Source organism: Rhodospirillales bacterium, from assembly GCA_016699855.1.
In the GTDB taxonomy this organism is placed as follows: Bacteria; Pseudomonadota; Alphaproteobacteria; order Reyranellales; family Reyranellaceae.
The window spans coordinates 4,025,880-4,038,398 of record CP064988.1 but is presented as its reverse complement, the minus strand read 5'-3'; the positions used below and the strand labels follow the sequence as shown (position 1 = coordinate 4,038,398).

The 12,519-nt window shown below is 70.8% G+C and carries 13 protein-coding genes and 1 tRNA gene; all 14 read right to left on the bottom strand.

The genetic code is table 11. The features are described from left to right. Positions 1–2: 2 nt before the first annotated feature. The gene (locus tag IPK81_19070; GenBank protein QQS11647.1) at positions 3–581 is read right to left on the bottom strand and encodes a sel1 repeat family protein; all 579 of its coding nucleotides are present in this window, start codon (positions 579–581) and stop codon (positions 3–5) included. 80 nt (positions 582–661) lie between these two features. Next, positions 662–737 (bottom strand) — tRNA-Lys (locus IPK81_19065). Between the two features lie 85 nt (positions 738–822). Next, positions 823–1,950 (bottom strand): rod shape-determining protein RodA, encoded by a 1,128-nt coding sequence (gene rodA / locus IPK81_19060; protein ID QQS11646.1) that lies wholly within the window; start codon positions 1,948–1,950, stop codon positions 823–825. Continuing rightward, entirely contained in the window at positions 1,947–3,923 is a 1,977-nt protein-coding gene (gene mrdA, locus IPK81_19055; protein ID QQS11645.1) for a penicillin-binding protein 2, read from the bottom strand. The genes rodA and mrdA overlap by 4 nt, the downstream gene beginning before the upstream one ends. Continuing rightward, positions 3,920–4,456: a hypothetical protein gene (locus IPK81_19050; protein ID QQS11644.1), complete on the bottom strand. Its 537-nt coding sequence runs from the start codon at positions 4,454–4,456 to the stop codon at positions 3,920–3,922. The genes mrdA and IPK81_19050 overlap by 4 nt, the downstream gene beginning before the upstream one ends. A 1-nt stretch (position 4,457) precedes the next feature. Beyond that, the gene (gene mreC, locus IPK81_19045; GenBank protein QQS11643.1) at positions 4,458–5,492 is read right to left on the bottom strand and encodes a rod shape-determining protein MreC; all 1,035 of its coding nucleotides are present in this window, start codon (positions 5,490–5,492) and stop codon (positions 4,458–4,460) included. A 101-nt stretch (positions 5,493–5,593) separates the two neighbouring features. Next, on the bottom strand, positions 5,594–6,634 hold the full coding sequence (locus IPK81_19040) for a rod shape-determining protein (GenBank protein QQS11642.1): 1,041 nt from the start codon (positions 6,632–6,634) through the stop codon (positions 5,594–5,596). A 230-nt stretch (positions 6,635–6,864) separates the two neighbouring features. Beyond that, entirely contained in the window at positions 6,865–7,278 is a 414-nt protein-coding gene (locus tag IPK81_19035) for a hypothetical protein (protein ID QQS11641.1), read from the bottom strand. Positions 7,279–7,283: 5 nt separating this feature from the next. Further along, positions 7,284–7,502, bottom strand: a complete 219-nt coding sequence (locus tag IPK81_19030) for a helix-turn-helix transcriptional regulator (GenBank protein ID QQS11640.1) — start codon at positions 7,500–7,502, stop codon at positions 7,284–7,286. Then, positions 7,499–9,229 carry an amidohydrolase family protein gene (locus tag IPK81_19025; GenBank protein ID QQS11639.1) on the bottom strand — a complete coding sequence of 577 codons (1,731 nt, stop codon included), beginning with the start codon at positions 9,227–9,229 and terminating at the stop codon, positions 7,499–7,501. The genes IPK81_19030 and IPK81_19025 overlap by 4 nt, the downstream gene beginning before the upstream one ends. Positions 9,230–9,307: 78 nt before the next feature. Next, positions 9,308–10,078, bottom strand: coding sequence for a DUF2145 domain-containing protein (locus IPK81_19020; GenBank protein ID QQS11638.1), 771 nt, complete (start codon positions 10,076–10,078; stop codon positions 9,308–9,310). A gap of 16 nt (positions 10,079–10,094) precedes the next feature. Next, positions 10,095–10,592 carry a hypothetical protein gene (locus tag IPK81_19015; protein ID QQS11637.1) on the bottom strand — a complete coding sequence of 166 codons (498 nt, stop codon included), beginning with the start codon at positions 10,590–10,592 and terminating at the stop codon, positions 10,095–10,097. A gap of 218 nt (positions 10,593–10,810) precedes the next feature. Continuing rightward, positions 10,811–11,830 carry a ketol-acid reductoisomerase gene (gene ilvC, locus IPK81_19010; GenBank protein QQS11636.1) on the bottom strand — a complete coding sequence of 340 codons (1,020 nt, stop codon included), beginning with the start codon at positions 11,828–11,830 and terminating at the stop codon, positions 10,811–10,813. A 49-nt stretch (positions 11,831–11,879) separates the two neighbouring features. Further along, positions 11,880–12,503, bottom strand: coding sequence for a LysE family transporter (locus IPK81_19005; protein QQS11635.1), 624 nt, complete (start codon positions 12,501–12,503; stop codon positions 11,880–11,882). Positions 12,504–12,519 lie beyond the last annotated feature (16 nt).

Here is a 12,519-nt window from a genome sequence, read left to right as displayed (position 1 = left end):
ACTCAGGGCTGCGTCTCGGCCTTCGGCTTCCACTCGTCCACCACGCGCTCGGCCGCCGCGATCTGCGCGACCGTCAACGACAAGCCGACGATGCCGCGGGCGATCTCCACCCTCCGCCTCTCCTCAGGCGGAAAGCGTGACGCGGCCAACGAGAGCCACGCGTACGCCTGGATGCCGTCGATGGCGACGCCACGTCCATTCGCGCACATCTCGCCCAGCGCGTACTGCGCTTCGGGATCGCCCTGCTCCGCCGCCCTCCGATACCACCGCGCCGCGATCGCATGGTCGCGCGCGACGCCCCAGCCGTTGTCGAACAGGACGCCGAGGACGCGCTGGGCACGCTCGTCGCCACGTTCCGCCGCCCGGCCGAACCAGCGAGCGGCGTCTCCCTCGTCCCGCGGGACGCCCTTTCCAGTGAAACGCATGGTGCCAAGCTCGTACTGGGCGGCGCGGTCCCCCGCCTCCGCGAGCGGCGACAACAACTGGAGCGCGGTGGCGTGGTCGCCACGCGCCCGGGCCGCGAGCGCGTCGTCGATCGGCCCCGCCGACGCGGGCGGACAGAAGAACAGAGCCGCCGCCAACGCGCCGACGACAGCCTGGTACGCGGACCGGCGGCGTCCGCGCGCATGTCGAAACTCGATGGAAGGATCGGGGGCGGGAATGGTGGGCGCACCAGGGCTCGAACCTGGGACCCGCTGATTAAGAGTCAGCTGCTCTACCAACTGAGCTATGCGCCCATTCCCGCCGGCTTCCGGCCGCGGCCGGTGAGCGGCGCGGTATATAGCGGCGCGGTCCATCGCTGTCCATAGGGGATAAACCCGGTCATGGCCGCGGCACCACCTGGTCGCGGTGGACGCTTATCCCCAGCAGCAATCCGCACGCGAACATCACCGTCAGCATCGCCGTGCCGCCGTAGCTGACGATCGGCAGCGGGATGCCGACCACCGGCAGCAGCCCGATCACCATGCCGCAGTTGATGAACACGTAGAGGAACACGGTGATGGCGACGCCGATCGCCAGAAGGCGGCCGAAATGGCTGCGGGCGCGCAGCGAGACGACGTAGCCGTATAGGATCAGCGCGGCGTAGAGCGCGATCAGCAGCAGCGCGCCGCGCAGCCCGGTCTCCTCGGCCCACATCGTGAAGATGAAGTCGGTCTGCTTCTCCGGCAGGAAGTTGAGCGCCGACTGGGTGCCCAGCCCGAACCCCTTGCCGAGGACGCCGCCCGAGCCGATCGCGATCTTCGACTGGAGGATGTGGTAGCCGGCGCCCAGCGGATCGAGGTCGGGATCGAGGAAGATGCGCACGCGGTTGCGCTGGTACTCGTGCATCAGTTTCCACGCCACCGGCAGGCTGGCGGCGGCCAGCGCGATCGCCAGCAGGAACTTCCACAGCTTGACGCCGGCCACGAACATCACGGCGCCGCCGGTGCCCATCAGCATCAGCGCGGTGCCGAGATCGGGCTGCACCATCACCAGTCCGACCGGCACGATGATCGCCAGCACCGCCGGCACGACGTACACGACGCGCCCCACCTGCTCCTTGCTGAGGCTGTGGAAGTAGCGCGCCAGCGCCAGGATCAGCGCCACCTTCATCAGCTCCGACGGCTGGAGCTGGAAGAATCCGAGGTCGAGCCATCGCTGCGCGCCCATGGCGCCCTTGCCCTTGAGGTCGACGGCGATCAGCAGCAGCACCGCCAGCGCGTAGGCCGGATAGGCCAGGCGCATCCAGACGCGGATGTCGACCAGCGCCACGACGAGCATGAGGCCGGCGGCGGCCGCGAAACGCATCGCGTGCTTGGCGGCCCACGGATCGGGCTTCATGCCGCCGGCCGAATAGAGCGCGGCGTAGCCGACGCCGGCGAGGCCGGCGAGGATCAGGACCAGCCGCAGATCGATGCGCCTGATCTTGTCGAGCAGCGTCAGTTCCGGCTGGGCGTTGGCGAGGCTCATCGCGCGCCGTCCTTCGGCTTGGCCGGATCGGCCGTCGGCGGCGCCTCGGCGAGGCTGCCGCCGCCGACCACGGCGGCGTTCTTGAAGCGGTCGGGCCGGCGCGACGGATCGATCTTCTGGGTCTGGATCAGGATATCGCGCGTGATCGGCGCGGCGGTCTTGGAGCCGCCCATGCCGTGCTCGACGATCAGCGCGCAGGCGTAGCGCGGATTCTCGACCGGGGCGTAGCCGACGAACAGCGCGTGGTGCCGCAGGTGCCAGGGCAGCTCCTCCTGGGACATCTTGCGGTCGCGCTCGCTCTCGGTGATGCGCTTGACCTGCGACGTGCCGGTCTTGCCGGCCATCGCCATGCCGCGCTCGAGGATGCGCGATCCGCCGGCGGTGCCCAGGCCGTGGTTCACGACCATGTTCATGCCCTCCTGCACGGCCTTCAGGTTGACCGGGTTCAGGCGCATGCTCGGCGCGTCGGGCTTGTTCCGGACCTCCGGCGGACGCAGCGGCTCGCCCTTCCCGGCGCGGGCCGCCACCAGCCGCGGCTTGACCTCGAAGCCGCCGTTGGCGATGCGCGCCGTCATGACCGCGAGCTGCAGCGGCGTCGCCAGCATGTCGCCCTGGCCGATGCCGAGGTTGTAGGTGTCGCCGATTCCCCACGGCGCGCCGGCGCGCTCCTGCTTCCAGCCGCGGGTCGGCTGCAGGCCGCCGGATTCCTCCGGCAGGCCCGCTTCGGTCGGCTTCCCGAATCCCAGCCGGTGCGCCATGTCGGCGATGCGGTCGACGCCGGCGCGCTTGGCCGCCTCGTAGAAATAGCAGTCGCAGGACTGCGCCAGCGCCTCCAGCAGGTTCGGCGAGCCGTGGCCGGCGGGATGGATCCAGCAGTACTTCTTCTGCTTGATGCCCGGCATCTCGATGAAGCCGTTGCACGGAAGCCGGTCCCAGACGCCGAGCACCTTGCCCTCGAGGGCGGCGAGCGCGGTGACCATCTTGTAGGTCGAGCCCGGCGGATAGACGCCCTGGGCGGCCTTGTTGAGCAGCGGCTTCTTCGGATCCGCGAGCAGCTCCTGCCACTCCGCCTGCGTCACGCCGCGCGCGAAGGTGTTGTTGTCGTAGCTCGGCACCGACACCATCGAGAGGATGTCGCCGGTCACCACGTCCATCACCACGGCGGCGGCGCTCTGGTCCTTGAGGCGCTCGACGACGTACTTCTGGAGCTCGAGGTCGAGCGTCAGCAGCAGGTTGGCGCCGGCCTCGGGCTCGGTCCGGTCGAGCTCGCGCACGACGCGGCCGACCGCGTTGACCTCGACCTGGATGGCGCCCTCGGTACCGCGCAGATCGCGGTCGGCGCCCTTCTCGACGCCCTTCTTGCCGATGCGCAGGCTCGGCAGGCGCTCGAGCGTCTGGTCCGGGTTGTCGCGCAGGTCCTCCGGCGACACGCGGCCGATGTAGCCGACGATGTGGCTCGCCAGGTCGGGATGGAAGTAGTCGCGGGTCTGGCCGAGCTCGGTCGAGACGCCGGGCAGCTCGGGCGCGTTGAACTCGATCTGCGCCACCTGCTCCCAGCTCAGGTTCTCGCGCACCAGCACCGGCGCGAAGCTGCGGTTGCGCCTGAGCTGCTCGACGATGCGCTGCCGCTCCCGCTCGCCGATCGGCACGACGTGCTCGAGGCGCTCGAGCACCTGCTCGGCCTGCTTCAGCGCCTCCGACAGCCGGCCGCGGTCGGCGCTGATGAGGACGCGGAAATTGTTGCGGTTGGCGGCCAGTGGCTCGCCGGTGCGGTCGAAGATCAGCCCGCGCGACGGCGGCAGGAAGCGCGGCTTGATCCGGTTCTCCTTGTCGAGGACCTGGTACTTGCCGATCTCCACCGTCTGGAGGCGGTAGAGCTGCGCGCCGAGCGTGCCGAGCAGGCCGATCTTGAGGCCGCCGAGCACCAGCGCGCGGCGGCTGAACATCGTGTACCGGTCGGAATCGCGCCTCATCGCCGGTTGCCGGCGGTGTTCAGCGCGTCGCGGCGCCGGCCGCGCCCGAGGATCCAGCCGAGGATCGGGTAGAGGAACAGCGACACGACGTACTGGAACAGCGCCGGCTTGGGATCGATCGCCGTCCACGACAGCAGCGACGACAGCGCCCACGCCATGGCGACGGCGGCGGCCGACAGCAGGGCGTAGCCGATCCAGATGAACGAGAACGACACCTCCAGCAGGTAGCGGCGGTTGCGCAGGATCGCCTGGCGCACCAGCAGGAACTGGAGCGAAGAGATTCCGACCGGCGCGGTGGCGCCGCCCTGCAGCAGGTCGAACACGATTCCGAACGCGAATAGCAGCGGCGCCGGCAATGCCTCGGCGCGGAACAGGCAGTAGTGGTACACGGCCATCAGCGGCAGCAGCGGCGCCGCCGCCGGCACGTAGGCGAAGCGCACCGGCGCCAGGGTCAGCAGGATCAGCACGGCGATCAGCGCCGCCGGCGCCAGCGCGTAGAGGAGGCGGTCGAGCCGCTGGAGCAGGTCGGGCACCTCAGCGCCCCTTCAGCATGCCGCCGGGCGGCGGCGACGCGGCGGCGGGCGGGGCCGATGTCGCCGCAGGCGGCGCGGCCTGGGCGGGCGCCGGCTTCGCGGCGGCAGGGGGAGAAGTGGTCGTCGCCGCTTTCGGCGCGGCGGGCGCCGCCGGCGTGGGGGCGGCGGCCGGTGGTGGCGCTGGCGCCTGCGGCGACGTCACCAGCCCGGCGATGCCGTAGTCGACGACGCGCACGAACTCGATGCGCGAGAGGTCGCTGAGCGGGCGCACCCGGATGCCGCTGTCGCCGACCGACACGACGACGCCGACCGGGATGCCGACGGGGAAGCTGCCGCCATGGCCCGAGGTCACGATGCGGTCGCCGGTCTGGATGCCGGCCACGGACTGGATCAGCGCCAGCTTGGGCATCGGCGAATTGTCGCCCGTCAGGATCGCGCGCTCGCGGGTGCGCTCGATCAGCACGGGCAGACGGAAGCTGAGGTCCGACAACAGCAGCACGCGGGCCCAGCCGTCGCCGACGTCGGTGACGCGGCCGATCAGCCCCTCGCCGGTTATCACCGCCTGCCCGCCGGTGACGCCGGCGCGCCGGCCGACGTTGAGCAGCATGCTGCGCACGAAAGCGCTGCCGGAATCGCCCACCACGCGGCCGGTGATGAACGTCGCCTGCGGGCCGTCGCGGAAATTGCCCAGCGCCCGCAATTCGGCGTTCTCGGTCTCCAGCCGGCGGGCGACGCTCTGCCACGCCAGCAGGCGGGCGTTCTCCTCGCGCAGCCGCGCGTTCTCGCTGCGCAGATTGGCGAGGTCCTCGACGCTGGCGATGAAGTCGTTGACCACCGCGACCGGCCGCGACATGACCTCGAGGATCGGCGCGACCACGTCGAGCGTCGCGGCGCGGGCGCGCTCCAGGATCACGGTGTCGGCCTTGCCGATGAGCATGGCCCCCGCCGCGGCGACGACCAGCAGCGCCAGCGAGAACCGCTGGACGATGTGCCGGACCGATGCCGCCGTCTGGACGACGGCCTTCCTCAACGCCATGGATCGGGTCCCTCGGACGCCCGCGCCACTCTACGCCTCCGGCGCGCGGAACGCGACCTCGGCCATGGCGGGGACACCGGACGTCAGGCCGCGCCGCGCGGTCAGTACATGGTCGACAGCACGCCGCGCAGCCGGTCGATGTTCTCGACCGCGTGGCCCGTGCCGAGCGCGACGCAGAGCAGCGGATCCTCGGCCACGGACACCGGCAGGCCGGTGGCCTGGCGCAGGACCTTGTCGAGGTTGCTGAGCAGGGCGCCGCCGCCGGTCAGCACGATGCCCTTGTCGACGATGTCGGCCGCCAGCTCGGGCGCGGTGTGCTCCAGCGCGACCTTGACGGCCTCGACGATGGCGCTGACGGGCTCGGCGAGGCTCTCCGCGATCTGCCGCTCGCTGATGACCAGCTCCTTCGGCACGCCGTTCATCAGGTCGCGGCCCTTGATCTCCATCGTCCGGCCCTCGCCGTCGTCGGGCGCCATGGCCGAGCCGATCTCCTTCTTGATCCGCTCCGACGAGGACTCGCCGACCAGGAGGTTATGGTTGCGGCGGATGTAGGCGATGATCGCCTCGTCCATCTTGTCGCCGCCGACGCGCACGGAGCGCGCATAGACGATGCCGCCCAGCGACAGCACGGCGACCTCGGTGGTGCCGCCGCCGATATCGACCACCATCGAGCCGGTCGGCTCGGTGACCGGCAGGCCGGCGCCGATCGCCGCCGCCATCGGCTCCTCGATCAGCCACACCTTGCGCGCGCCGGCGTTTTCGGCCGATTCCTGGATGGCGCGGCGCTCGACCGCGGTCGAGCCCGACGGCACGCAGACGACGATCTGCGGATGCGCGAACGAACGCCGGTTATGCACCTTGCCGATGAAGTGCTTGATCATCTCCTCGGCGACCTCGAAGTCGGCGATGACGCCGTCGCGCAGCGGGCGGATCGCCTGGATGTTGCCCGGCGTGCGGCCGAGCATCATCTTCGCCTCCTCGCCGACGGCGAGGACCTGCTTCTTGCCGCTGATCGTCGTCAACGCGACGACCGAGGGCTCGTTGAGCACGATGCCGCGGCCCTTCACGTACACCAGCGTGTTCGCGGTGCCGAGGTCGATGCCCATATCGGCCGAGAACAGGCCCATCAGACGCGATAGCATGTGCGGCGCGTTCCTGTGGAAGAGGACGAAAAAGAGAATGCCGGCCGGGCGCGGGGCCGGCGACGAACGCGCCCCTCTTAAACCGGTCGACGGACAGCGGCAAGCAGCGACCGGCCACCCGCGAGAAATTCGACCGCTCCCGCCGACGCGGCGGCGAGCGGCCGCCAACGCCTTGATCGGCAACGGTTTTGGCCGCCCGGAGCGGAGCGGCCGCGCGTCCGGCGCGACGATCAGTCCGCCGGGTCCCGGCGGTCCAGCATCCGCAGCGCCAGCGCGGCGTAGCGGTCCGCGATGGTGGCGGGAGTCTCGCGGCCGTCGCCGCGGAACCAGCCGGCCACGGAGGTGCACATCGTCAGGATGGCGATCGTCGTGTCGGCCGGATGGGCGCAGGCGAAACGGCCGGCGGCCAGTCCCTCGGCGGCGACGGCGCGGAAGATCGCCAGCACCTTGTCGCGCTGGGCGACGACGGCGGCGCGGTCGGCCGGGCGGAGGCTGCGCAGCTCGCTGTTGGCGACGAAGGCCTCGTCGCGCCGGTCGGTGTGCAGCAGCACGTGCGTGCGCACCAGCGCCTCCATGCGCGCGACGGGATCGGGGCCGGCGGCGTCGCGCGTCGCCTCCAGCGCGGTGATCAGGTCCCCGGTCACGCCGGTCATGATCCGCCGCAGGATGTCGTCCTGGACGGGAAATAGTGGTAGGTCGCCGACACGCTGGTGCCGGCGCGCAGCGCGATGTCGCGCATCGAGGCGCGGTGGAAGCCCTGCTCGACGAACGCCCGCAGCGCCACCCGCAGCAGCGCGTCGCGGCCTTCGCCCGGCACCGCCGCCTCGGCGGCCGGGCGCGGCGCCCGTGGCGCGAGGGCGGCGGTCATTCGGCCGCGAGCGCCGTCGGCACGCGCCGCGCCGAACCGTGCCGCAGCAGCGCGCCGGAATGCGTCCCGGTCTGGCGGTCGTCGCGGATCGTGACCTCGCCGTTGACCAGCACGTGGCGGTACCCGCGCGCGCGCTGCACGCGGCGCCATTCGCCACCGGGCAGGTCGTGCACGATCTCCTCCGGCAGGACCTCCAGCTTCTCGTAATCGTAGACCACGATGTCGGCCGGCGCGCCCTTGCGCAGCACGCCGCGGTCCTTGAAGCCCGCGACCTCGGCCGGCAGCGCCGCGAGCCGCCAATGCGCCTCCTCCAGCGAGATCATGCCGTGCTCGCGCACGACCTTGCACAGCGTCTCCGTGGGATAGCGGCCGGCGGTGAGGAACTTGGTGTGGGCGCCGCCGTCGGAGACGCCGAACAGCACGTAGGGATCGGCGACGATCTCGCGCAGATGCTCGATCTTGCCGTTGGGCGGCGCGGCGAAGAACTCGGTCTTCAGATCCTCGTCCACCGCCATGTCGAGCATCACGTCGACGGGATGCTTGCCCATCTTCGACGCGGCGTGGCCCAGCGTGTGGTCGAGCCACGGCTTGTTGCGCTCGAGCCGCGGGCCGACGATGACGATGTCCGGCAGAGGCCCGGTCGCGGTGCGCGGCATCTTGTCCTTCAGCGCCTGGCGGCGCGCCGGATCGGCCAGCTTGGCCTTGCGCTCCTCGAGCGTGCCCGTGGTGGCGTCGCACCAAGCCTGCGAATCGTCGAACAGGTTCCAGTTCTCGAAGGTGAAGGTGAAGCCGGCGTCGGTCGTCAGCCCCTGGCCGACCACGCGGATGCCGCGCTCGCGGCAGCTGCGCAGCCACGCCAGCGTCTCGCGGTGGATCTCCGGCCGGTGGTCGAACGCCTGCACCACGTTCATGATCATCGGCCGGCCGCTGAGCTCGGCCATCTCCTCGTAGAAGGCGCGGTCCGCGACGTTGTCGCCCGAGACCAGCAGCATCTGCATGAAGCCGTCGTTGCGCCGGCGCAGCACCTTCGCCAGCTCGCGGCAGGTGTCGTCGTGCATCACGTCGGTCGGCATCGGCGAGCCGTCGAAATCGCGCTGCACGCAGGCCGGTCCCGTCGGCAGCATGCGCTGGGCCGACCAGCCGCAGCCGCCGGCGTCCATCGACTCGTCGAGCAGCCGGACGATCTCGGCGTGCTCCGCGTCGGTCGGCCGGCGGCCCGACTTGGCGGCCTCGAAGCCCATCACCCAGATCAGCAGCGGCGCGATCGGCACGTACGGAAGGATGTTCACCGCCTTGGGCGCGCGCTCGACGCTGTCGAGGAACTCGGGGAACGTCGTCCAGTCCCACGGCATGCCGGCCTGCATCGACGGCATCGGGATCGCCTCGACGCGGGTCATCGTCATCATGGCGCGCTCGCGCTCGGCCGGCCGCACCGGCGCGAAGCCGAAGCCGCAATTGCCGATCACCACCGAGGTGATGCCGTGCCAGCTCGACAGGCTGCAGTACGGATCCCAGAAGAGCTGCGCGTCGTAGTGCGTGTGCAGGTCGATGAAGCCCGGCGCCACGATCAGGCCCTCGGCGTCGATCACTTCGCGCGCGTCTGCGGGATCGACGCGGCCGATCTCGACGATGACGCCGTCGCGGATGGCGATGTCGCCGCGGTAGCGCGGGCAGCGCGTGCCGTCGACGATCATGCCGTTGCGGATCACCCGGTCGTAGCGCGCCATCCCAGCCTCCCGATCACCTGAACGAACGTTCGCACGCTCGCTGGAACCAGGTCAAGGATACCGGAGGCCGGCCGGCACTCAGTGCAGCTCGCGTCGCGCCGCCAAAGTTCCGGTCGCGGCCATCCACCGCTCGACGGCGGCGACGGTGACGACGGAGTAGGCCCGCGCCGCCTCCTCCGCGCGCGGATGGTCGTCGAACCGCAAATTGGCGCGGAAGCCGCCGCCCAGCCGCTCGGTCGCCGACAATCTGACGGTATCCGGCTGGAATCCGCTCTCACGCAGCGTCCCGATGGCGGCGTCACGACCGCCCTCCAGCGCGCCGGCGCGCGCCAGCGCGAGGTTCTCGAGCACGAACTGGTTGGAGTTCTGGTAGGTGGCGCGGAACGGATAGGCCAGCGCGCTGTACGACGGTTCGTGCAGCGCCCCGGACGCGCCGCCGCGCAGCCGCGCCGCGAGCGCCCGCCGCACCGGCTCCGACGGCACCAGCAGCAGCGTGTCGTAGTTCAACGGGTCGTCGAGGAAGAAATTCACCAGCCCTTGGCGGTAGAGCCGCGAGCGCGGGCCGCCGCAATCGTTGAGCACGTGCGTGACCTGCCAGCGCCCGGCGGGATCGTCGCGCCAGACGATGCCCGCGTGGGTGTAGGAGATGCCGTGCCGGCTGAGGTCGGCGCCGACCCGGCCGACGACGGCGACATCGGCGCCCGTCTCGTCGAGCGCACGCTCCAGCCGACGCGCCGCCGCCGCCGCCTTGGCCACGGCGTCGACCGTCGGCAGGCCGACCTGACAGGCCGGCTCGCCCGCCCACGCGGCGAGTCCGAACGACGCCAGCAGGGTCGTCAGCACGGCCATGCGCGCGGCGCCGGACCTAGCGCGCGCCCAGGATCTCGTGGCGTACGAGATGCTCGGCGCCCTCGCGCGCGACGATGGCGAACACGCGCCCGTCGCGATGCAGCGCCACGCCGGCCTCCGTCGTCGTCGCGCGCACGCGGTCGCCGGGCTTGAGCGCCAGCGTGCGCGCGATCTCGAACGGCAGCGACACGCTGAGATGCACGCCGGTCGCCGCGACCATGTGGATGACCAGCAACGTCTCGCCGCTGGCGTTGGCGGCGACCGACACCGCGGTGGCGGTGTTCACCACCGACCATTCAGCGGCGCCGGACAGCGCCCGCACGGCGGCGCCCGGCGAGGCGCGCAGACCGGCGCTGGCGGGGTCGGTGGCGGTGACCGCGATAGCCACGGCGGGCACCATCGAAAAGGCGCCGATCGATCCGGCGGCCTCGCTCCGGGCCATGACGGTCTGCGGCGCGACGCTGACCGCGACCGCGAGCGCGGCGGCCATCGGACGCGAAATCCGTCGGAACATGGCGGGCCTCCATCAAAAATGACGACACGATCATTTTTGGTGATTGAGCCCTCATGAGTCAAGATGAACGCCGAAATAACCGCGTGGTTCCAGCCCTGAATCGAAACGCCCGGATCTTTCGATCCGGGCGTCCGGCGCGTCAGCCTCCCGTTATTGGTTTTATCGCGTCCGCGCTATTTCCGAATGCCTGATAGCGCGTTCCCGCATGGCCGTCCAGCCTAGTTGCGGGCCTTGTCCACCAGCGCCTTCTCCTTGATCCACGGCATCATGCCGCGCAGCTTGACGCCGATCTCCTCGATCGGGTGCTCCGACATGCGCCGGCGCATCGCCTTGAACGAGGCCTGCCCGACCTTGTTCTCCAGCATCCAGTCGCGCGCGAACCGGCCGGACTGGATGTCCTCCAGCACGCGCTTCATCTCCGCCTTGGTCTCGTCGGTCACGATGCGCGGTCCGGTGCGGTATTCGCCGTACTCCGCCGTGTTCGAGATCGAGTAGTTCATGTTGGCGATGCCGCCCTCGTAGATGAGGTCGACGATCAGCTTCACCTCGTGCAGGCACTCGAAATAGGCCATCTCCGGCGCGTAGCCGGCGTCGACCAGCGTCTCGTAGCCGGCCTTGATCAGCTCGACGAGGCCGCCGCACAGCACGACCTGCTCGCCGAACAGGTCGGTCTCGCACTCCTCCTTGAAGCTGGTCTCGATGGTGCCGGCGCGGCCGCCGCCGATCGCCGCGGAATAGCTGAGACCGATCTCGAGCGCGTTGCCCGAGGCGTTCTGCGCCACCGCCACCAGGCAGGGGACGCCGCCGCCGCGCGCGTACTCGGAGCGCACGGTGTGGCCGGGACCCTTGGGCGCGATCATGAACACGTCGAGATCGGCGCGCGGCGCGATCAGGTTGAAGTGCACGTTCAGCCCGTGCGCGAACACCAGCGCGGCGCCGTCCTTCATGTTCGGCGCCAGATCGGCCGAGTAGATGTCGCTCTGCAGCTCGTCCGGCGTCAGCATCATGACGACGTCGGCCCACTTGGCGCCGTCGGCCGGGGTCATCACGGTGAAGCCGGCGCCCTCGGCCTTCTTGACCGTCGCCGAGCCCTTCTTGAGCGCGATGCGGACGTCCTTCACGCCGCTGTCCCGCAGGTTCATGGCGTGGGCGTGGCCCTGGCTGCCGTAGCCGACGATCAGGACCTTCTTGCCCTTGATCAGGTTCACGTCCGCGTCGCGATCGTAATAGACACGCATCTTTCTTCTCCCTTGCGAAATTCGGCGGCCCCGTATGCCCGCCCGTCGTTCAGCGGTCAAACGCCAGTTTCAGGCCCATCGCGCCGATCACGCCGCCGGCCGCGCGCTCGATCCAGGCCTTGCCGGCGCGGTAGGCGCGGCCGATTCGCGGCGTCGAGAACAGCAGCGCGACGAGGGCGTACCAGCCGAACTCGTTGAGGTAGACGATCGCCAGCGCGAGCAGCGACGCCACGAGCGGCGGCTGCGCCGGCAGCAGCGTGGCGAACACGCTGCCGAAGAACACCATCACCTTGGGGTTCGAGAGCTGCACGAGGAACGCGCGCAGCCACAGCGCCGGCAGGCCGCCGCCGCCGATGTCGCCGGCCGCCGCCAGCGGGTCCGTCGCGTGGCGGATCATGTGGAAGGCGATCCACAGCAGATAGGCGGCGCCCGCCAGCCGCAGCGCGCCGTACAGCCAGCCGGCCCCGGCGATCAGCAACTGGAGACCGAACAGCGCCGCGGCCGCCCAGAACACGGCGCCGAAGCCGGTCGCGGTGGCGGCCAGCAGCGCCGGCCCGCGGCCGCGCGCGGCGGCGGCGCGGGCCATGAACAGGAAGGTCGGCCCGGGGCTGGCGACCGCCAGCAGATGGACGACGGCGAAACCCGCCAGCGCCCAGACGAGGGAGGACTCCACCGCCGCCGCGATCCGC